The sequence below is a fragment of the Hanstruepera marina genome, assembly GCF_019880635.1.
Lineage (GTDB): Bacteria > Bacteroidota > Bacteroidia > Flavobacteriales > Flavobacteriaceae > Hanstruepera > Hanstruepera marina.
In genome coordinates, this window is record NZ_JAINVX010000001.1 from 1,455,021 (window position 1) to 1,476,879 (window position 21,859).

21 protein-coding genes are annotated in these 21,859 nt (G+C 36.8%); 8 read left to right on the forward strand and 13 right to left on the reverse strand.

Annotated features, from left to right (window positions below):
* Nucleotides 1-318: 318 nt before the first annotated feature.
* From K7G76_RS06800 to dcm, 3 genes are all read right to left on the reverse strand, one after another.
* The gene (locus K7G76_RS06800; protein ID WP_223033406.1) at nucleotides 319-924 is read right to left on the reverse strand and encodes a DUF6630 family protein; all 606 of its coding nucleotides are present in this window, start codon (nucleotides 922-924) and stop codon (nucleotides 319-321) included.
* 272 nt (nucleotides 925-1,196) lie between these two features.
* Entirely contained in the window at nucleotides 1,197-2,504 is a 1,308-nt protein-coding gene (locus K7G76_RS06805) for an MvaI/BcnI family restriction endonuclease (RefSeq protein WP_223033407.1), read from the reverse strand.
* Nucleotides 2,467-3,702, reverse strand: coding sequence for a DNA (cytosine-5-)-methyltransferase (gene dcm, locus K7G76_RS06810; protein ID WP_223033408.1), 1,236 nt, complete (start codon nucleotides 3,700-3,702; stop codon nucleotides 2,467-2,469). The genes K7G76_RS06805 and dcm overlap by 38 nt, the downstream gene beginning before the upstream one ends.
* Before the next feature lie 735 nt (nucleotides 3,703-4,437).
* Here dcm and K7G76_RS06815 point away from each other — a divergent pair.
* Genes K7G76_RS06815 through K7G76_RS06825 form a run of 3 tightly spaced genes read left to right on the forward strand, consistent with a single transcriptional unit; the run spans nucleotide 4,438 to nucleotide 7,081 of the window.
* Nucleotides 4,438-5,199: an NYN domain-containing protein gene (locus tag K7G76_RS06815; protein ID WP_223033409.1), complete on the forward strand. Its 762-nt coding sequence runs from the start codon at nucleotides 4,438-4,440 to the stop codon at nucleotides 5,197-5,199.
* A 1-nt stretch (nucleotide 5,200) separates the two neighbouring features.
* Nucleotides 5,201-5,644 carry a DinB family protein gene (locus K7G76_RS06820; protein ID WP_223033410.1) on the forward strand — a complete coding sequence of 148 codons (444 nt, stop codon included), beginning with the start codon at nucleotides 5,201-5,203 and terminating at the stop codon, nucleotides 5,642-5,644.
* 9 nt (nucleotides 5,645-5,653) lie between these two features.
* Nucleotides 5,654-7,081 (forward strand): formylglycine-generating enzyme family protein, encoded by a 1,428-nt coding sequence (locus K7G76_RS06825; protein ID WP_223033411.1) that lies wholly within the window; start codon nucleotides 5,654-5,656, stop codon nucleotides 7,079-7,081.
* Between the two features lie 210 nt (nucleotides 7,082-7,291).
* On the opposite strand, the gene K7G76_RS06830 is transcribed toward K7G76_RS06825, so the two are convergent.
* On the reverse strand, nucleotides 7,292-7,591 hold the full coding sequence (locus tag K7G76_RS06830; RefSeq protein WP_223033412.1) for a GIY-YIG nuclease family protein: 300 nt from the start codon (nucleotides 7,589-7,591) through the stop codon (nucleotides 7,292-7,294).
* Between the two features lie 241 nt (nucleotides 7,592-7,832).
* Between K7G76_RS06830 and K7G76_RS06835 the strand changes: the two genes are divergently transcribed.
* Together K7G76_RS06835 and K7G76_RS06840 are read left to right on the forward strand one after the other, a co-directional pair.
* Nucleotides 7,833-9,011, forward strand: a complete 1,179-nt coding sequence (locus K7G76_RS06835; protein ID WP_223033413.1) for a C45 family autoproteolytic acyltransferase/hydolase — start codon at nucleotides 7,833-7,835, stop codon at nucleotides 9,009-9,011.
* Nucleotides 9,012-9,089: 78 nt separating this feature from the next.
* Nucleotides 9,090-9,719 (forward strand): MarC family protein, encoded by a 630-nt coding sequence (locus tag K7G76_RS06840; RefSeq protein ID WP_223033414.1) that lies wholly within the window; start codon nucleotides 9,090-9,092, stop codon nucleotides 9,717-9,719.
* Nucleotides 9,720-9,771: 52 nt separating this feature from the next.
* Here K7G76_RS06840 and K7G76_RS06845 read toward each other — a convergent pair whose 3' ends face one another.
* The 7 genes from K7G76_RS06845 to K7G76_RS06875 form a co-directional block, all read right to left on the reverse strand.
* A complete protein-coding gene (locus K7G76_RS06845) occupies nucleotides 9,772-10,335 on the reverse strand; it encodes a DUF1579 domain-containing protein (protein ID WP_223033415.1) in 564 nt (187 codons plus the stop codon).
* Nucleotides 10,336-10,374: 39 nt separating this feature from the next.
* The gene (locus K7G76_RS06850; protein WP_223033416.1) at nucleotides 10,375-11,916 is read right to left on the reverse strand and encodes an acyl-CoA carboxylase subunit beta; all 1,542 of its coding nucleotides are present in this window, start codon (nucleotides 11,914-11,916) and stop codon (nucleotides 10,375-10,377) included.
* A 41-nt stretch (nucleotides 11,917-11,957) separates the two neighbouring features.
* Nucleotides 11,958-13,400 carry an acetyl-CoA carboxylase biotin carboxylase subunit gene (accC, locus tag K7G76_RS06855; protein ID WP_223033417.1) on the reverse strand — a complete coding sequence of 481 codons (1,443 nt, stop codon included), beginning with the start codon at nucleotides 13,398-13,400 and terminating at the stop codon, nucleotides 11,958-11,960.
* Between the two features lies 1 nt (nucleotide 13,401).
* Nucleotides 13,402-13,881, reverse strand: a complete 480-nt coding sequence (locus tag K7G76_RS06860; protein WP_223033418.1) for an acetyl-CoA carboxylase biotin carboxyl carrier protein subunit — start codon at nucleotides 13,879-13,881, stop codon at nucleotides 13,402-13,404.
* Nucleotides 13,882-14,009: 128 nt separating this feature from the next.
* Nucleotides 14,010-14,687 (reverse strand): PrsW family intramembrane metalloprotease, encoded by a 678-nt coding sequence (locus K7G76_RS06865; RefSeq protein ID WP_223033419.1) that lies wholly within the window; start codon nucleotides 14,685-14,687, stop codon nucleotides 14,010-14,012.
* Between the two features lie 25 nt (nucleotides 14,688-14,712).
* Nucleotides 14,713-15,264: an NUDIX hydrolase gene (locus tag K7G76_RS06870; protein WP_223033420.1), complete on the reverse strand. Its 552-nt coding sequence runs from the start codon at nucleotides 15,262-15,264 to the stop codon at nucleotides 14,713-14,715.
* A gap of 36 nt (nucleotides 15,265-15,300) precedes the next feature.
* Nucleotides 15,301-16,389 (reverse strand): M42 family metallopeptidase, encoded by a 1,089-nt coding sequence (locus K7G76_RS06875; RefSeq protein WP_223033421.1) that lies wholly within the window; start codon nucleotides 16,387-16,389, stop codon nucleotides 15,301-15,303.
* A gap of 113 nt (nucleotides 16,390-16,502) precedes the next feature.
* On the opposite strand from K7G76_RS06875, the gene K7G76_RS06880 reads away from it, so the two are divergent.
* From K7G76_RS06880 to K7G76_RS06890, 3 genes are all read left to right on the forward strand, one after another.
* Nucleotides 16,503-17,180, forward strand: a complete 678-nt coding sequence (locus tag K7G76_RS06880) for a DUF4294 domain-containing protein (RefSeq protein WP_223033422.1) — start codon at nucleotides 16,503-16,505, stop codon at nucleotides 17,178-17,180.
* Nucleotides 17,180-17,806: a PAQR family membrane homeostasis protein TrhA gene (trhA, locus tag K7G76_RS06885; RefSeq protein ID WP_223033423.1), complete on the forward strand. Its 627-nt coding sequence runs from the start codon at nucleotides 17,180-17,182 to the stop codon at nucleotides 17,804-17,806. The genes K7G76_RS06880 and trhA overlap by 1 nt, the downstream gene beginning before the upstream one ends.
* Nucleotides 17,807-17,878: 72 nt before the next feature.
* Nucleotides 17,879-20,227, forward strand: coding sequence for a patatin-like phospholipase family protein (locus tag K7G76_RS06890; protein WP_255572932.1), 2,349 nt, complete (start codon nucleotides 17,879-17,881; stop codon nucleotides 20,225-20,227).
* A 166-nt stretch (nucleotides 20,228-20,393) separates the two neighbouring features.
* Here the strand turns inward: K7G76_RS06890 and K7G76_RS06895 are convergent, their stop codons facing one another.
* Nucleotides 20,394-20,693: a hypothetical protein gene (locus tag K7G76_RS06895; protein ID WP_223033424.1), complete on the reverse strand. Its 300-nt coding sequence runs from the start codon at nucleotides 20,691-20,693 to the stop codon at nucleotides 20,394-20,396.
* A gap of 286 nt (nucleotides 20,694-20,979) precedes the next feature.
* Nucleotides 20,980-21,855, reverse strand: coding sequence for a sterol desaturase family protein (locus tag K7G76_RS06900; protein WP_223033425.1), 876 nt, complete (start codon nucleotides 21,853-21,855; stop codon nucleotides 20,980-20,982).
* Nucleotides 21,856-21,859: the final 4 nt, after the last annotated feature.

The following is a 21,859-nucleotide window of genomic DNA, read 5'->3' on the forward strand; positions in this document are numbered from 1 at the left end:
TGCGTATAATGGCAGTTGGCTCACGTTTTCCCTAGATGGGCAGCTGGAGCTGTTAGTAATACAATCCCCAAGATTCCCGCGCCTGGCGCAATTTGGCATAACGCTGTCGTTGAATCACATATCTTGTGTAATGGGATTTTGCTTGCAAAATATAGAGGCACAAGTCAGCTTTAGCTGAATGTGATTCAACGGTCTTGGCTATGGTTTCGTTACGGAATGGTACGTGAGTATCATTCCGAAGTAACCATAAATTTAGCAAAAAAGCTTGAAATTCCGATTAGGAATTTCAGCCGTAATGAACTATAGCCGTTGTTGGCTTTAGTATTTTTTATATTCTGTTATTTTATTTCCAGATTCCGACGCTTTTGCAATAATTTTTTCCAGATTTTTTTTATCAATCAATGCAGTTACATAAGAGTCACTATCAATGTAAAGGTTGATTAAAGTCAAACCGTTTTTATTCAACGTCTCGTTTATAATTCCGAGTAATGCTCCAGCATCTTTTTCATTCTCGTTTTGAATTTCAGGTAATTTTGGTAACGCATATTTTTTTCGTTCAGCCATTTGGTCAAGTGACCATTTAATGTCATCCATTCTTTGTTTCCAATCAAATTCCCAAATATATTTTCCATCACTTAAGTTATCAATTAGTAAAAACCATTCAGGATTCTTTTTTATGTCCTCACTTGGTCCTCGAAAAGCTTGATTTTTAATATTTTCAGTGTCATAATAGTAACTTCCATCTTTAAAAACTGATTCGGGATTTAGTTTGAATTTCTGAAGTTTGTTAGAAAAGGATTCCAATTGCTCACTGTCATTAACCTCAATTATTAATTCAGCTAAACTTTCGGATTGGGATAAGTCCTTTGTAGATTTACAACTGAAACAAAGTAGAACTAAAGTTAAATTCAGAAGGTTTCTCATTCGGATTTGGTTTTTCAATATTAAAGCCAACGGTCTTGTATATGAAAAGTAGCGGGTTTTACTCACGGACTTTTCGGTTTGGTACTGACCTTAAATTTATAAAATTCATTTTCGATCAAGTACTTAAACCGCTATTTTTTATATACGTTGTTGTGTTTTCGTACTTTTTTCCGTTCTGTTTGTAGCGTTGGCAAAGACATACTCTTTTGCAATTTTTGGCTTATGTGTCGGCTTTAGCGAATTGCAAATGTGTATGGCTTTTAGCGTTGGCATTATTCAGTTAGATTTATTATTTCATTCTTTTTGTACAAGTTTGGTAGAAACCTTGATTTAATTCTAAACTGACTTCTTTTCTTAATTTTGGGTTTCGTTGACATATTCTCCAATTTAATTCCTGGGTCATAATAAATATTTCCATTTGCCATTTGTCCAAGAAAAAGTTGAAAATCCGTTCCAGTTCCCAAAATCACGTTGTTACCATATTTGTATTTTCTATCTCCTTTTGTGTCTGAAAGAGATGGAACATAACAAGCTTTATCGTGTTTCCTGTTCCAGTGTAAGAGCATTGATGAAAAACTCCAAGAAGCTGCTTCATTTCCTTTTTGGTCAATTAATGAAATACTTCCGTTTGAATTTCTGATTTTTCCGCTTTCTTGGTCAAAACCAATTAACTTCATTTCCAGTTTGGTCGTTGGATGTAATTCTCCCGCTTTATGAACACCTCCAAAATTCATTCGGTCAGGTCTTCCAAGTTTATCGGGATAACCATAGGTTTTTATAAAGTATTCTGTTCCTTCAGATTTATAAAGTCCATCTGTAGGTTCTGGTGTCATTAATGTTATTACAGAAGAGTTTATGTTTTCAAATTTTTTAACGCCAAATTGTTTGATTTCCCAACCCATAAAGTCAGGTTCAGAATATCCATTTGGTGTAACGCCAAGTTCAGCTTCAAGCGTATAACCTCCACAATTTGATGCTCGACAAGGCAAAATATTACCATCAGAATCTAAACGTTTTGAATCTATCCAACCTTGATTATGAATTCGTACAAGTTCTTGTAATAAGATAGAGCGATTATTTGCTGTTCGTGGTAATTCTATTATTGAGAATACACCGTGTTCTCCCAAATTTTTTTCTAAAGCAAACTCCTTTGCAATTTCAGATTCTGGATGAGCAACGTAGCCTAAAACAGTTCCACTTTTACTAACTCCAATAAACAACAATCTGTCAGCGAGTCTTTGAGTCATTAATTCTGAAGGTGCATTTTTTGAGCCTAAAAGAAACCCTGAAAATCTAACTTCTGGATATTTAGGGTAAAGAATTAATTGAGAATGCTTTGCAGGTGATAAGTTGCCTTCATCTGTTATCCAAGAAAAATTCAATGAAGCTTTAAAACGTTCTCTTCTCCAATCTCCAGCTTCAACTGTTTCTATACTTGAAATGGGAAGAACATTAAGTATTTCAAAGTTACCTCCGAAATAAACTTGGTTTTTTGAATTGTCGTTTGGTGCAAGTTTTTTTACATAGATTTCATCACAACCATTATTGATGAACAGCGACTTTAGATTTTTTAGGTTCATTGATTTTCAAAAGTTCTTTTACAATGTTCTTTCCAACCGCTTGTATTAATGGCATAGCTACAGAATTACCAAATTGTTTGTATGCTTGATTGTTAGAAACAGGAATAATAAATTTATCTGGGAAACCCTGAATTCTAGCACATTCTCTTGGCGTTAGTCTTCTTGGATTTTTTCCTCTTTGGGGTATTAGTATTTCAGCTCCATCTTTATAATATCTTGCACTTAAAGTACGAGAAACTCCATTTAAATCCGTCAGTCCAAAACCAAAGCCGTTTCCTTTAGCTTGATGTTTTTTCTTATATGCTTGAAGATAACTCCAAAGTTTATCAGACAAAGTATATTTTGGGTCAACTCGTCTTTGTAAAATTTCTTTAATTGCTAATTCAGTATTTGGTGGTTCAGGAAATTCAAAAGTTTCTTTTTCTTTAAAAATGGATTTTTTAAACCCAACAATTATGATTCTTTCTCTGTGTTGAGGAACATAATATTTTGCATCTAAAACTTTATAATGAATTGAATAGCCTAATTCAGTTAATGTTTCAGTAATTACTTTAAAAGTTTTCTTTTTGTCGTGAGAAACAAGGTTTTTTACATTTTCCAACATAAAAACCTTTGGTTTTTTATGCTCAATTATTCTCGCAATATCAAAAAATAATGTTCCTTGGGTTTTGTCTAAAAATCCGTGTTGTCTACCTAAAGAATTTTTCTTTGAAACACCTGCAATTGAAAAAGGTTGGCAAGGAAAACCGCCTAATAAAATATCGTGGTCTGGAATTTCTTTTTCTGAAACTTGGGTTATGTCTCCAAAAGGAACTTCTCCAAAATTAGCTTCGTATGTTTTTTTTGCAAAAGAATCCCATTCACTTGTAAAAACGCATTTTCCACCATTATTTTGAAACGCAAGTCGAATTCCTCCAATTCCTGCAAAAAGGTCAATGAATTTGAAAGTTGGGTTTTCTGGTGGTGGAAATGGAACATCCCATTTTATTGGTAAATAATATTGAAAATCTGGTTCTTGAGCTATCTCTAAATTTTCGTGTAATTCCGCTAAATATTCTTTTGCTGTTGGTCTGTAATATTGAGAAACTCCGTTTTTGTGATTTTGAAAATAATGAGTTAAATGAGCCATTTCGTTAGTAGTTTTCTTGTCTACAACGATTTTTAATTTTTCTCTAATGTCCGAATATTTTTTACTCATTTTCATTTTCCAAATATGCGAAGAATATAACTTTTTTTAGGCAATTATTTGCTTGTTTTCTTAACAATTTTTTCAACGATTATTAATTTCAGCGTTGGCTAAAAACAGCTCTTTTGGTTTTTTTAGCGTGGGATTTTTGGTGTTGGGAAAAACCAAATGTGCTGTTGGTGCGGCTGGCTTTCAGTATGAAACACAACGTGTTATATAAACACAAATATAGCCGTTTAACCGGTTTCTGATCCGGATATGAACACTTTTTGTCTCCATTAACAGTTCAGTTTTTATACATAATTGATAATTTAAAACCAAAACTTATGCTTGTATTAGCCAAAACAATAAAGATCATCTATAAACTAAATCTTAGGTTTCCTTATTACTGCCTTATAGCTTAAGTATGGCTTAAGTATGGCTAGTGTATGCAAAGGGCATATAAACAAAAACTATCTAATTTGGTAACTACCGTCAAAAACAGTAGAAAACGGCAAAAACAGTATAATAGGGCTAAATCATCAAAACCCACATTTTATTACACGCAAAAACCCCTAATAGCTCCTTAAGGTCTGCGTCAGGTCTACTTAAGGTCTCCTTAAGGTTTCCTTCAGGTCAACCCGTGAAAATTCCTACAAGTTAGTGATGCTAAAGTAGTACCTTGCCCAAATCATATGCTGCAAAAACAAATGGTTTAATTACAGTTCATTAACTTTACCAAAACCAACACACTAAAAAACACCCTTTATGGATATTAAACTGGCCGTCCTTATCGATGGCGACAACATACCATCAGCTTACGTAAAAGAAATGATGGAAGAAATAGCCAAATACGGCAACCCAACCATTAAACGTATTTATGGCGATTGGACCAAACCACACCTTACCAAATGGAAAAACGTCCTGTTGGAAAACGCCATAACACCCATACAACAATACGGCTACACCCAAGGTAAAAACGCCACAGACTCCGCCATGATCATCGATGCCATGGATATACTCTACAGCCAAAAGGTAAACGGCTTTTGCCTCGTATCCTCCGATTCCGATTTTACCCGCCTGGCAACTAGACTGCGTGAAGCGGGTATGCAAGTGTATGGCATAGGCGAGAAAAAAACACCAGACCCTTTTATTGTGGCCTGCGATAAGTTTATTTACATCGAAATATTAAAACAACAGGCCGATGATGATACTGCAGGCTCCAGTGGTTCTAAAAAAACAACAAAACCGAATTACGATACCATAACCCCAAAGGACATCCGCTTTATAGCCCATACCATTCAAGACCTCGCAGACGATGACGGTTGGGCATTTCTGGGCGATGTGGGTAGCCTCCTGCAAAAAAAACAACCCAATTTCGATTCCCGTAACTACGGCTTTCAAAAGCTTACACCACTAATCGAATCCATAAAAGACTTCGAAATAGATAAACGCGAAAGTGGTAACGGACGCTTTAAACTCGTATACGTACGCAACAAACAACGTAAAACCCGAAGACGCAAAAAGTAATATGCTAACACAAACCCTTACCAAGCTATTTGTGCGCGACCTTTCCAAACTACAAGAGGAAATCAATCTGTACGCCACCGAAAGCCAAATGTGGCAAGTTACGCATGGTATTTCAAATTCTGCAGGCAACTTGGCCTTGCATATAGTAGGCAATCTCAACCATTTTATTGGAGCTGTGTTGGGAAACACCGACTATGTAAGGCAACGCGATTTGGAGTTTTCTAGTAAAAACGTATCCAGAAGCACCATTATAACCCAAATAGAAGACACCAAAACCATGTTAGAACAGGTATTGCCAACCCTAACTGAAGCAGACCTGCAACAGGAGTACAAACGCCGGCCGTTTGAAGATTATATGACTACCGAATATTTTTTGGTACATTTAAGCATGCATTTAGCCTACCATTTGGGACAAATAAATTACCATAGGCGTTTAATACCATAAAGCATAACCATGAAAAAGCACCTATTATTATTCATCGTTTTGGCCAGTATTTGTGGGCAAACCATACAGGCCACCGACCTAAAAATTACAAATGTGCGTGCCCTAAATAGGGCTGAAGTATTAAACACGCCCATAAGTGTTATGTTTGATATACAATGGAATAATGCTTGGCATAACCAAAAAAACCATGATGCGGTTTGGGTATTTATGAAATACAATGGGTATTACAACAACCACGTAAAGGTATTACCTAAAGATTATAAGGTTTTGGTAAACCGTTCCGGAGAGGATTCGCAACCAACCATTGAGTTTTCTAAAGATGGTTTGGGCTTTTTTATTTACCCACAAAAAAACTATCGTGGCAGTATGAATTTTAAACTGCAAATACTAATTGATACCGAAGACAAAGATATTGACCGTAATAAATTAACTGGGTTGTCGGTTTATGGATTGGAAATGGTGTATATCCCACAAGGGCCATTTACATTGGGAAGCCCTGACCCAGCTGCTAAAGAAAGAGCAGCATTCTATAAAAGCGATAGCAACGGAGAGCCTAACGGATTAATTACTATAACTTCAGAACAAGCGATTACAGTAGCACCAACAGAAGGGAATTTATATTATTGGAGCAGAAACCCACTGTATAATGGAGACCAACAAGGAACCGTTCCAGAAAACTTCCCAAAAGGTTATAAGGCATTTTATATTATGAAATACGAACTAACCCAAGGGCAGTACGTAGCGTTTCTCAATAACCTCTCAGATACAGATACCTTTAAACGGGCAGCTATAAGTGGTAGAACCTATTTGGATAATAGGGGTGCAATAACCATAATAGACGGTATTTATAAAACCAGCTCGCCAAACCGCCCCATGAATTATATAAGTTTTACCGATGGCTTGGCATTTTCAGACTGGGCAGCCATAAGACCCATAACTGAACTGGAATACGAAAAAGCAGCACGTGGTCCCAATAAACCTATTCCTGCCGAGTTTGTTTGGGGAACCAATACGTATAACTCTCTAGAGCGTTATGTTGACAATTCCGGAGAGCTTATTTTAGCTAACAATTGGGATGAAAGTCAATTAAATGATGATAATAGAGCCGTTTTTGGAGCATCGTATTATTGGGTTATGGACTTGAGTGGTAGCCTTTGGGAAAAGGTAATTACTATTGGTAACCCAATAGGTCGCGAGTTTAAAGGTAGTCATGGCGATGGTAGTTTACGTTTTGGCAGTGCTACCAATCCCGATTGGCCAACCAGTGATAACGAGGTTGGAGGCTTTGGATATCGTGGTGGTGGATATTATGCCATTGGCACACCATACTCCGATTTTAATCCACATTCACCAATAGGGTATCGGTTTTATGGCGCTTGGTCTGGCGGACCTCATTCCATAGCGTACGGATATAGAGGCGGCCGTTCATCTCGTTAAAAATTACTGTTCCGTCATTGCGAGGGAGGCACAACCGAAGCAATCTGTTGGTTCAATCTATCGTTAAAAATTAATCCACCGTCATTGCGAGGGAGGCACGACCGAAGTAATCTGTACAACAAACCTATCAATTTAGAGATTGCTTCACTTTAGTCTGTCTTGAGCGACAGTCGAAAGGTTCGCAATGACGTATAAGTATCAAAGGAGTGATTATTCAAAATAAAACAACCAGCCATCAGAAAGATCATTCCATTCTGGATTATCAATTTCTATTAAGTTTATTTTACGCGATCTGCTCCCTGCTTTTATTTGCTTTTCTCTGGTAATGGCTTGGTTAATACCACTAAAGGCTTCATAGTAAACAAGTTTGTCGCAATTATATTTTGAAGTAAAACTTTTGAAGGTTTTTGTTTTATGTTGATAGATACGTTTTAACAAGTTACTGGTCACTCCAACATAAATAACAGTGTTGTTCTTGTTTGTTAAAAAATACACATATGACATTTTCATGAAAAAAAGATACAATTTTTTGAAATGGATTTTACCTTATTGTTTTAGAAGTTCCTTCACTACATACATATTACCGTCATTGCGAGGAAGGCACGACCGAAGTAATCTGTTTAATGAACCTACCAAATAAAAGATTACTTCAGCTCGCTGTAAGTGTCAGCATCGCAATGACATGTAATTAATACATTTTATAGTAAACCTTTAATTGTACTATAAACCAATATGTTGTATATTTAAAATCATGAAACAGCATTATATATACTATCTCGTTTTTTTTATTATCCTAAACAATCCATTACAAGCCCAACAGTCAAAAAGGGTACTTAAAGAAATCACCCTAACAGGCACAGGCTACAACTTGGGTTTACAACATGGTAAACAACTTAAAACGGAAATAGCAGAAATTGTTACCAAATGGAAAGCCAACACCACTAAATATTTTAAAAAGGATGCCGAGAAGACCCTAGATGACTTTTATAAGCAAGCCAATTATGAAGCGGCCATAAAACAATACACACCTGATTTATATGAAGAGGTTAGGGGCATAGCCGATGGTTCTGGTCAGGCATTCAGGGATATCTTGGTGTTAAATTTATTGGATGAGTTTTGGGTGTATATTGATGAGTTGTACAATCACCATTGTAGCGATGTTGGTGTACCAAGCATAAATGGCAGTACCAGTTACATTGCCCAAAATATGGATATTGAAGACTATACCGATGGCTATCAAACCTTAATACGATTAGAACGAACCGCAAACAGACCCGAGCAATTAATACTAACACACCCAGGATTAATAGCCCTTAACGGCATGAACGAAACAGGTGTAGGTGTTGTAGTTAATACCATTATGCAATTACAGGCATCAAACAGTGGTTTACCTGTGGCCTTTGTGGTAAGACGGATTATCAATTCAACCGATAAAGCAGACTTATTGCAATTTATTCAGGAGGTGCATCATGCTTCTGGGCAAAATTATATTATAGGCATTCGGGGTGACGTGTACGACTTTGAGGCATCAGCTAATCAAGTCGTAAGGTTCAATCCTAAAAATACCAATGGTACCGTATACCATACCAATCATCCTATAGTCAATACCGATACAAAAGCTTGGTATGAAAAACATAAACCAACCGATGACAATGTTGAAAAATTGCAGAACACTAATAGTTATTTGCGGTTAGCAGCATTGGAAACACGTATGGTGGCAAACCCTATAGTCTCACAAGACATTATTATGGATGCTTTGCGCTCAAAAGACAACCCAGAAAATCCTGTTTGCAGAAATAATAAAGGCGATGGCAGTGGGTTTACCTTTGCTTCGGTTATAATGACCTTAACAGGCAATCTCAATTTTCAGATTACGGCAGGACCACCAGATGAATCGGAATACAAATCGGTAACATTCAGCAGTAAATAATTGATTGTTTCCTTACCGTAGTTTAAATATTTGGTAACGTTTATTTGTGCAAAAAACACGGAATTTGCAGCAAAAACTATGGACTTATTTTTAATTAGTTTTGGTGCCTTATTCTCCATTATGAATCCTTTGGGAACCGTTCCCGTATTTGTAGGACTCACTCAAGAAAACACTAAAAAAGAACGTGCTGTAACCGCTTTTTGGACCGCTATAGATGTGTTAGTTATCCTATTGTTATCCTTCTTTGCCGGGAAATATATTTTGTCCTTTTTTGGTATTAGTTTAACCGCTTTAAAAATAGCAGGCGGAATGATTATTGCCTCTTCCGGTTTTGCGCTATTAACAGGAAAGTTTAGGGAGCACAAAGGTATGAAGCGTGAGCGGGTTCAAAAGGATATTGAATCTCGGGATGCCATTTCGTTAACGCCTTTGGCGATACCTATGCTGGCAGGACCAGGAACCATTTCGTTATTAATTACCTATAACCAGGAGTATCAATCGGCTACACAAATAGGCACCATTTTAGGCGCTATGGTATTGGTAACGGTTGCCATTTATCTTATTTTAAAATCGGCACATTTTATTGTGAAGTTTTTAGGCGCATCAGGTATAAATGCCTTGTCGCGTATTATCGGTTTTATCGTTATAGCAATAGGTGTGGAGTATATATTATCGTCAGTTATAGCAGTTATTGGTACAATACTATAAAAAACCTTCTTTACAGTACATAAAGAAGGTTTTTTATATTTATAAATAGTTTTTATTGATCTCTACTATAGGTGATTTCCATGGTTTTAAATTCATTGCCATCCGTAACCATATACATTTCAAAAACATGTTTATCTTCAGATTGTTTAGTTAAAACATATTTTACATGCATGTCTTTTCCTGTGGCAGGATCCATCATTTTACCTTCTAGGGTTAAGACATCAGCTTTAGGATTGTACTGACCTTCCATAAACATGATACTACTACCAAAGTTGTCAATCCATGTGCTTAAAAACTGTTTTTTGGCATTGTCATAAGCCGTAATGCTCTCACCAAAAAAAGGTTGTCCCATCATTTCACCAGAATGCTGTGAGCGTTGGTACAAGCCATTCATAATCATTTCGTTTTTAGTTGTAGCTTTTGAAACCGTAGGTGGTTGGTCTGGTGCCATCCAGAATTTTACTGTAGCGTCCCAATTACCATTCATTGAGGCTAGCCATTTGTGATGTTCCCCTGGTGTCATGTTTTCTTGCCAGGCTTTCATTTCTTCGGGAGTTTGAGAAAAAGCGGTCATACCCATTACTAGGCAAACGCTTAAGAGGATTAATTTTTTCATGATGTTACAAGATTAATTAGTAAAAATAAAGATACTAAATTACAACGGAATATTACCATGTTTGCGTTTAGGTCTATTCACGTCTTTATCTTCCAACATGGCAAAGGCTTTAATCAATTTTCGTCGCGTGTCTTTTGGTAAAATCACTTCATCTATAAAGCCACGCTCGGCAGCGCTATACGGATTGGCAAATAAATCGGCATACTCGGCTTCTTTCTCTTTCCATTTGGCCTCCTTATCCTCGGCAGCTTGAATATCGCGTTTAAATATAATTTCGGCAGCGCCTTTGGCACCCATAACGGCAATTTCGGCACTAGGCCATGCAAAATTCATATCGGCACCAATGTGTTTAGAGTTCATCACATCATAGGCACCGCCATAAGCTTTTCGCGTAATAACAGTTACCCTAGGTACAGTTGCTTCGCTAAAGGCATATAGTAATTTCGCACCATGTACAATAATACCGTTCCACTCTTGGTCTGTTCCCGGTAAAAAGCCTGGTACATCTTCTAACACCAATAAGGGAATATTAAAGGCATCGCAAAAACGGACAAAACGCGCCCCTTTTTTAGAGCTGTTTACATCTAAAACGCCTGCAAGAAACATAGGCTGATTAGCTACTATACCTATACTTTTTCCACCCAGTCTGGCAAAGCCCACAATAATGTTTTCGGCATAATCTTTATGGATTTCATAAAAGGAATCAGGGTCTATAATGCCTGAAATCACATCATGCATATCGTAAGGTTTGTTGGCATTATCTGGAACGATATTAGACAAGACGTCTCGAATTTCATCTTGCAATTCAAAAGGAATATCCAAGGCTTTTTCGATATTACTCTGTGGCATATAGCTTAAAAGTTGTTTTACCGATTCTAGACACTCAATATCATTGGAAGCTGTTTTGTGTGCGACTCCAGATTTAACGGAATGGGTACTTGCCCCACCTAATTCTTCTGATGAAACCTCTTCGTTAGTAACGGTTTTCACCACATTAGGACCCGTAACAAACATATAACTGGTATCTTGAACCATAATGGTAAAATCGGTCATGGCAGGTGAATAGACCGCTCCACCTGCACAAGGGCCCATAATAGCTGATATTTGTGGAATAACCCCAGAGGCTTGCACGTTTCTATAAAATATGTCGGCATAACCACCCAACGAGCGTACCCCTTCTTGAATACGTGCTCCACCAGAATCATTAAGTCCAATTAAAGGCGCACCAACCTTTATGGCCAAGTCCATTATTTTACATATTTTTTCGGCATGTGTTTCAGAAAGCGATCCACCAAAAACGGTAAAATCTTGAGCGAATACATAAACTAAACGGCCATCAACAGTGCCATAGCCTGTAATAACACCATCGCCATAGAACTTTTGGTTTTCCATGCCAAAGTCTTTGGTACGGTGTGTTACCAAAGCACCAATTTCTTCAAAGGAACCTTCGTCCATTAAATAGTCTACGCGTTCACGAGCAGTTAGTTTTTTCTTTTCGTGTTGTTTGCCAATTCTGGCCTGTCCGCCACCTAAATAGGCTTGGGTTAGTTTATCGTTAAGTGTTTTTATTTTGTCTTGCATAATAGTATAAAGTCTATTGCTGTTTGAAATATCTTAAGGATTTAATGCTTTGGTAAGCGTAATAGTTTTTTGTCTTCTAAATATTGCTTAAGGGCAATATGGGCAGCTATTTCAGCTTCTTGTTTTTGGTCATCCAGTAAAGCTTCAGGCGAATAGTATTTTTTTACAAAGTGTGTATCAAAATGTCCAGACCTAAACGCTTCATGTTCGCAAACATACCTGCCAAATGGCAAGGTGGTTTCTACACCTTTTACCATATAATTATCTATGGCTTGAATCATAAGTTGAATGGCTTCTTCTCGTGTTTTGCCATGGGTGATGAGTTTTGAAAGCATAGGATCGTAATAAATAGGAACCTCCATACCTTCCTCAAAACCATTATCCACGCGAATACCTTTTCCAACAGGAAGCTTATAGATTTCCAGAGTGCCCACGCTAGGTAAAAAATTGTTTAAAGGGTCTTCGGCATATACACGTAGTTCTAAAGCATGTCCGTGAATTTTCAGGTCTTCTTGTTGTATCTGTAGTGCTTCACCACGAGCCACACGTATTTGAAGCTCAACTAAGTCAACGCCAGCTATAATCTCAGAAACAGGATGCTCAACCTGTAAGCGAGTATTCATTTCCAGAAAATAGAAATTATACTGATCATCCAATAAAAACTCAACCGTTCCAGCACCAATGTAATCACAAGAGCGTGCTACATTAATGGCTGCTTCTCCCATTTTCTCGCGTAATTCAGGTGTTAATACCGAAGAAGGTGCTTCTTCAACTACTTTTTGGTGACGCCGTTGAATACTACACTCGCGTTCAAAAAAATGAAGGACATTACCATGGTCGTCTGCCATAACCTGAATTTCAATATGGCGAGGCGAGCTTACATATTTTTCGATAAATACGGAACCATCACCAAAAGCCGAAGTCGCTTCGCTAATGGCACGTTCCATTTGCGATTCTAAATCGCTTTCCTTTTCAACAACGCGCATGCCTTTTCCGCCACCACCAGCTGATGCTTTTATTAAAATGGGAAAACCAATTTCTAAAGCAATTTGTTTGGCTTTAGCAACATCGGTAATGGCTTCATCAATACCAGGTACCATAGGAATATTGTATGCTTTTACGGTTTCTTTAGCTGCCAATTTACTACCCATAACACGAATAGCTTTAGAGCGTGGACCAATAAAAACAATGTTGTTTTTTTCACATAACTCGGCAAACTCGGCATTTTCACTTAAAAACCCATAACCCGGATGTATGGCATCCACATCTAAATCTTTACAAGCTTCAATAATTTTATCGGCTCTTAAATACGATTGGCTTGAAGGGGCTTCTCCCAACAATACCGCTTCATCGGCATACTTAACATGCGGTGCATGTCTATCGGCTGTAGAATACACGGCAACCGTTTTAATGCCCATTTTCTTGGCTGTTCGCATAACACGAATAGCAATTTCACCTCGGTTGGCGACAAGTATCTTTTTCATTCTATTCTAATTCTATTAAGAGTTGGTTTTTATCTACGGCATGTCCATTCTTTACTGCAATATGTTTTATAACGGCATCTCTTGGTGCTGTTATTACATTTTCCATTTTCATGGCTTCAAGAATGATTATCGGATCGTCTTCTTTTACTTCTTGTCCTTCTTTTACACTTATTTCAAGTATTAAACCAGGCATAGGTGCTTTTACATCGTTTACACGTTTGGCTGCACCAACCTCGAAGCCCATATCTTTAATCAAGATATCCAGATCGCTCATTATAGCAACATCATAGGTGTTGTTATTAACAGTAACGGTATAGGTTTTCTTGTTAAAATTACTTTTGGCTATTTTGGCATTAAAGGTTTCGTTATGATTTAAAACATGAAACTGGGAATCTGAAATTTTAATGGCGTCGAATTGATTGAGCGCGTCTTGATTAATATCAAATGTCAAATCGCCATTAACAATAGTTTTATAGGTCATGAATAAAAATTTAATTATTGTAATACGAAACGAATACTAGATTCGTTTTTTTTTGATGGTTTAAAAATACGGGTAAAATTACAACTCTCCTAATTAAGATTATATGAAGAAAATCAGGTTTTGTTAAACTATAATTTTTGGCGCAAATGCGAATTGATTTGGTGGGCCTTAATGGCATTTCTAGATAGAATAATCCCTACAATTAAAGACACAAATGCACCGACCCAAACCCCTGGTACAAAATCGATAAACAAAAAGAAATCGTAAGCACCATGGAAGACAATGGCCAACAAAAGTCCTGTTAAGTTCAGTTGTACTCGATTTTTGGAAAACTTGGCTTGCCCCATATAATATCCCATAAGAATGGCAAAAGTGGCATGGGCTGGTATGGCGGTAAAAGCACGTAAAATGGCAATCTCGTAACCGCCTTCTAATACATAAAATATATTCTCTGTTGCTGCAAAACCCATGGATACCATAACCGCATAGATAATGCCGTCAAAAGGTTCGTTAAAGGCCTCCTTGGTTTGCGCATAATACCGAACTATAATGTATTTACTGAACTCCTCGGTAAAACCAACTACAAAGAAGGCTCTTATAAATTGCTGGATAATGTCTTGCTTATCTAGAGTAAATACATAATCAAACATCATATACAAAATGGTGGTGATAATTATACTTACAAAACCGCCAAACATAAAGCAGTAAAAGAGTAGGAGCTTGGGCTCTTTATCATACTTATCATTCAGATAAATATATAATATAATAACACAAATAGGGGCTATGGCAAGAAGGAGTAAATTCATAATTAGGCTGTAAATATTGAAAAAATCATGAGGTTAATTGCAATATGGTATGAAACACAAACTCATAATAAGGCCTATTACTGGAAATAAAATGGTTATTGTAATCACTCGTTTCCATGGCTTTCAAGCATTCTGAAATACGTAATAGTTTTATGGCTTCAACTTCACCTTGTTGGGGTTTTAGCTGACTAATAGGTGTTTGCAGTTGAGCTATAAAAGTATGGTGAAACTCATTATCGACAATACTATTATCATAAGATTGAAAACAGGGAAAAACACCAATTTTATGTAATTCAGATTCATTAAGGGTTAAGCCAATTTCTTCTTGGGTTTCGCGAATGGCCGCTTCTATTATAGTTTCTCCAGCATCAACATGTCCAGCAACCGATACATCCCAAAGTAATGGGCAAATAGCTTTACTTGCAGCACGTTGTGCCAATAGTATGTCTCCAGTTGCTGTATATAACCACACATGGGCTGTATTGTGGTAAAACCCCTTGGAATGGATTTCAGATTTTAAGGCTGTCTGTCCAGTAGGTTCCCCATTTTTGTCAACAATGTCAATACGTTCGTCCATAGTCAAAAAAAGAATCCCGCATAAGCGGGAATTCCATTATTTAAAATATGAGAATGTTTCCCCATCTTTAATTTTGAGTAAGGTTTCATAAATTAAACGGATAACGTTTTCTACATCATCCTTGTGTACCATTTCTACAGTTGTATGCATATAGCGTAATGGCAATGAAATTAATGCCGAGGCTACACCACCATTACTATAGGCAAAAGCATCGGTATCGGTTCCGGTAGCTCGTGATAATGCCGAACGCTGAAATGGTATCTTTTTTTCTTCAGCTGTATCGGTAATTAGATCGCGAAGTTTTTGTTGCACTGCAGGTGCATAGGCCACAACAGGACCAAGACCCAATTCCAAATGCCCTTCTTTTTTCTTTTCAATCATAGGCGTCGTAGTATCGTGAGTTACATCGGTAACTATCGCCACGTTGGGTTTAATGGTTTGGGTTATCATTTCGGCACCACGTAAGCCAATTTCTTCCTGCACAGAATTTGTTATGTATAATCCAAATGGTAATTTCTTTTTGTTTTCATGAAGCAAACGCGCTACTTCAGCAATCATAAAGCCACCCATTCGGTTATCTAAAGCCCGACAAACAAATTTGTCTTTATTGAGAATATGAAATTCGTCTGGATAGGTAATTACACAGCCTACATGTACCCCCATTTTTTCGACTTCATCTTTGTCTTTTGCACCTATGTCTATAGTAATATTATCAGGTTTAGGTGCTTCTTCTTTGGCCCTATTTCGGGTATGGATAGCAGGCCAACCAAATACCCCCTTAACAAGGCCCTTTTTGGTATGGATGTTAACCACTTTACTCGGTGCGATTTGATGGTCGCTACCACCATTTCTAATCACATAAATTAAACCGTTGTCAGAAATGTAATTTACATACCACGAAATTTCGTCGGCATGACCTTCTATTACAACTTTGTATTTCGCATTAGGGTTTATAACACCAACAGCGGTTCCGTAAGTGTCCGTAATAAATTCATCTACATAAGGTTTTAAATAGTCCATCCAAATTTTCTGACCTTCCCATTCGTAACCTGTTGGAGATGCATTATTTAAATATTTTTCTAAAAAGTCTATCGATTTTTTATTAAGTACACTCTTATTTGCCATGTTTCAATATTTTGGACTAAAATAATAATATTAATACGATTTTAAGGTTTATGCTCATGTAAATTATTAATTTTACAATCACTTTTGGAACAATTTTAGTTGCCCATTGTTACATGAATAAAATTGCATTTATATTTCTGTTGTTTCCGTGCTTTTTGTTTGCTCAAGTTAATGAGCAGGAACAAGATTCAACAGATACATATTATATAATAATAGAAGGCGACTCCATACCGCAGTCGGCTATTAATTTAGATGAGGTTACGTTACTTCACAAACTAAAATTTGATAGTAAGGAAGACCGAAGACGCTACTTAATTATTAGAAGAAAAACCATTAAGGTGTATCCTTATGCTAAACTGGCAGCAGAGCGTTTAGAATCGTTAAATGAGCGTTTAAAGACTTTGGAAAAGCAAAGTGAAAAGCGCAAGTATATGAAAATGATTCAAAAGTATATTGAAGAGGAGTTTTCCGAAGAGTTAAAAAAACTCACGCGAACCGAAGGACAGATATTGGTTAAACTCATTCATAGACAAACCGGGCAAACAGCTTTTGAGCTAATAAAAGAATTGCGAAGTGGTTGGCGTGCTTTTTGGTTTAACAGTACGGCCAATTTGTTTGATATCTCTCTTAAAGAGGAGTTTGACCCTTATAACAACAAGGAAGATTATTTAATTGAAGATGTTTTGCAACGCAACTTTATTGGCGGAACACTAGAGCCTCAAAAATCAGCTTTAGATTTTGACTTTTTAGAACTTACACAAAAATGGATATACGATAATAAAAAGCCCTAATGCGCCAACAAACTCCATTAGAGGAACAACTTAATGCAGGAACCCATGGTATTGCTGCATTTCTTGGGATTGTAGCACTAATTCTATTAATTGTTTTTAATACCAATAAAACGGCTTACAGTCTGTTTAGTGTTGTAGTTTATGGTATTTCTATTATAGTTTTATTTTCGGCTTCTACCTTATATCATGCCATTAAGCGTGAGAAGCATAAGCATTATTTTAGGGTTTTAGACCACATAAGTATTTACCTGTTAATTGCAGGAACCTATTCTCCGGTGTGTTTAATTCTATTGGAGCAAAGTAAAGGCTGGTTGTTGTTCTGGATTGTTTGGGGCATTGCCGCATTGGGGCTTATCTTAAAACTGTTTTTTACGGGAAAATATGAGGCTCTATCTCTAGTGTTGTATCTAGCAATGGGTTGGTTGGTGGTCTTCGATTTTACGTACTTATCTGAAGTTTTGGGTCCTAAAGGGGTGTTGTGGTTATTTGCTGGCGGACTATTTTATACTTTGGGTATTGTATTTTATGCCATAGAGCGCATTCCGTATAACCACGTTATTTGGCATGTATTTGTTTTAGCGGGAGCCATCTGTCATTTTTTTATGGTGTTTTGGTATGTTATTTAAATATTATAGATTTAAGTTTCCTATTTGATTACAGAAGTTTAAATGAATTGTTATTTTTACTAGCATATTGATATGCAACCTATGTTAACATCATATTTTACAGCCAAAACAAGTTTAACTCTTGTAATTTTTCTTACCTTATTTACGACATCGTTTAGCGTGTTTTCTCAAGAGAAAAAACCAAAGGTAGCCTTGGTGTTAAGTGGTGGAGGTGCTAAAGGTATTGCGCATATTCCCGTATTGCAAAAACTGGATAGTTTAGGCATTGTACCCGATTTAATTGTAGGTACGAGTATGGGCAGTGTTATAGGCGGATTGTATGCAGCGGGTTACTCTGGTGATAGTATCGCCCAACTGACCCAAAATGTAGATTGGGATAAATTATTGGGAGGTGAGGTCTCCTTAACCGATGTGAGTGTTGAAGAGAAAAGCGAATTTGGGAGATATTTAGTAAATTTTGATGTTATTAACGGCAGGCCTAAAATAAAGGCCGCTTTATTAAAGGATCAAAATTTGAGGGAGTTTTTATCGGCTCTTTTATATCCAGTTTATGATGTTACTAATTTTGATGATTTATCCATACCATTTCGTGCTGTAACCACTGATTTGGTCAATGGAAAAGAAGTGATTATGTCTAAGGGTTCTCTATTGTTGGCTATAAGGGCAAGTATGTCTATACCCAGTGTGTTTGAACCGGTTAGGTATACCGATGTTTTATTGGTAGATGGTGGTGTTTTAAATAATTTCCCTACAGATATTGCCAAGAAAATGGGTGCCGATATTATTATTGGTAGCGATGTAGGTGGTGGGCTGGAACCCATAGAGAAACTGGACAATATAGCGACTATTTTATTTCAAACCTCTATGCTAACCAGTAATTTAAGGGTGCCAGAAAACAGAGCGCTGTGTGATGTTTTAATAAATCATTACCCCAATTTAACCTATTCAACTCAAGACTTTAATAGTGGTGTTGATATATACAAACAAGGCTTAATTGCTACCCATAACAGTTTACCAGAACTGGAAAAGCTAGCGCAACAAATTGTGCCTTTCCCCCAACGCGACCATAAACTACCCGATACGAAGGACGATATGGTGTTTACGGAAATTGCATACGAAAACATAAGTCCTGAAAATTTAAGCTTGGTTAAAGCTAGAATGGCACTTGAACCTCAAGCAGCTTATAATTCAAAAGCCTTACGTAAAGCCATTGATCGTGCTATGGGAACCGAGCTTTTTTATCAATTAACCTATAGGGTTCGGGTTGTAAATGGTAAAAACATATTAATTTTAACAGGGTACGAAAAGTCACCCAATCAAATAAGTGGTGCCTTGCATTACGATACCAATCAAGGTGTGGGCTTGGTAGTAAACTATACAGGGCGCAATATTTTAGGGCATTCCTCAAGATTGTTATTGGGATTGGATATAGCTGAGCTCCCCAAGTTTAGGGCACAATACCAACAGAATATTGGCGATACTAAAAACTGGTGGTGGCGCGCCCAGCTGTTTGGCGAAAAAGCCAGACAGAGTTTTTATTCATTTGGTAATAAAGGCGATGAGCTTAAGCGTAATTTCTTTAAATCGAATTTACAGTTTAATAGAGACGTACACACACTGTATAATTATGTGGGGTTGGATTTTAATTACGAATACACCAAAATAAAACCTAAACTTGACCCTTCTATAAACAATAATGTATACGATTTAAGACGGTATAGTTATAAAAATTTAGAGGTCAGTGCCTATTTTCAACATAATAGTTTAGACCGTGTTTTCTTTCCAACCCGAGGGACTTTTATAATGGCACGGCTTTCTAGATCGGTATACAATCATGCAGATGTAGAGTACGACCAATTTTATGAGTACAATACCAATGGTAGTACCAATGGGTTCACCAAAACTACGCTTAAGTTTGAAAAACGGTTGCCAGTAAATAAATCTATTAGCCTTGTAGGTGGTGTTAATTCTGGATTGACTTTTATGGATCATATGGATTCTGATGAGCTGTCTTTTATGGAGTTGGGTGTTGGAGCACAATATTATTTAGGTGGGTTTTTATCGCAAAACAGGCGCGATTCCCATAGGTTTAATGGATTGCGTGATTCCGAACTTATAGTCACGCAATTTATAACGGCTCGTGTAGCAGCTCAAATTCAGTTGCTACGCAATATTTATGCTACACCATACCTAAATTTGGGATCTGTAGGCTTTGGAGATGCTGATGATTATCTAAAGGAACTCTTTTCACCCGATGGCGATTGGATAGATACCAGTACAACAAGTTTTCTTTTTTCTGGCGGAACTACCCTGTCTTACGATTCGCTTTTGGGGCCCGTAAATTTTGATATCGCTTATTTGAATAACGAGAACATGTTAAACTTGTTCTTTAGTGTGGGCTTAAAATTAAGTATTCCTTAAAATTACTTTCACATACAGTATCAATGACATGCCATGTCATAAAACTTCAGCACCTTTATTTTTAGCTTTGTACTGTAAAGATCAATGAAGAAGAAAGATTTGATTGATAGTGTTAGTTTTTTGGTTAGTAATAAAAGCCTTGCCATTGCAGTAAGGCTTTTTCTATTTAGTCTTCTGTTATTGTAAGTACCAAAAGATATTCTGGGCCACCATCAACGGGATAGCCTGAAATGCTTTGGCCTTCAACGGTAACCGATTTGCCCACGTAGTCATTCAAATTGATGCTATCACTTTTTAGGGCATAAAAGGTATCGCCTTCCAAAGTGTGAGTGCCATATTGGTAACTGGTTATGCCGCTTTCTTGAATAACGCCACTGGCCTTGATGTCATAATTTTTATGGGTTTTACAATACACTAGTGTTAATGCAAAAACACATAGGATAAGGCTTCTTTTTAAGCGTTTCAAAGTGTTTCAAGTTTTAGAGTTAACAACTTAAATGTAGTAAATATTTATTTAAAACAGTTATTTGTAAATAGGGGCAAGATACGACATCGGGTGTCATAGGACATGGCGTGTCATAACATAACAGGTAAAGGCCTTGTAAATTTGTAGTGTTATAAAGAGTCAAAGGTTTTATAGTGTAATAGCAAACCAATAGATTGATTAATAGCAAATAGTTTTTTGGTTGATTGAAAAGAGCCTCACATTTGTGAGGCTCTTTGTTTTATTGCGGTAAATAGATTTTGAATTATTAATCCTGACCCTTTTTAAAGCCATAAGTATTTTGCCCAATAAAATCATGAGGGAATACATCATCACCTTCAAAACCTATTTCTATGGTGCCACTATCTTCAGGAATGTAATTGGTTTTAAAAATATAATCCCAAAGGCTTAAGCTAATCCCATAGTTAACACCATGCTTGCCTTCAGGTAAATGGTAGGCATGGTGGTATAAATGCATGACAGGGTTATTAAAAAGGTATTTTAAAGGTCCCCAGGTAATTTTAATGTTGGCATGGTTAAGGTGCCCTATGGCGATAGTTATGAAATGGACCACATAGGCATGCTCGGGTTCAAACCCACCAATAATCATAACGCCAAAAGTTTTTAAGGGTTTGTATAGTACATTTTCCATCCAATGGTAGCGTAAATGAGCCGCAAATCCCATTTCCTTTACGCTATGGTGCACTTTATGAAACTTCCATAAAAAACGATAGCGGTGTAATAACACATGTGTAAACCATTGTACAAAATCCAATATGATAAAAAATACCAATAGTTGTGTCCAGAGTGGCCAACTGGACATATCTATAAGCGCTAAACTTTTTGCGGTTATATTAATGTCTCCAAAAAACAACCCTAATATTTCATAAAAACCACTAATTACAATGGAAAAAATAAAGAAGTTAAAAAACATGTAAAAGGCATCCAACCAAAAATCGCGTCTAAAAATAGACTGTTCCTTGCGCCAAGGGAAAGCTATTTCCAATAGCCAAACGACTAGTGATATTGCTACAAGCCCCCAAAAATAATTGGTGTACCAAGGGACTTCAAAAATAATGGACTTCCAGGTCCAATCTACGGTTCCCATAAAGGCGTTTACAAAAGCATCTAAATATTTTTCCATGGCT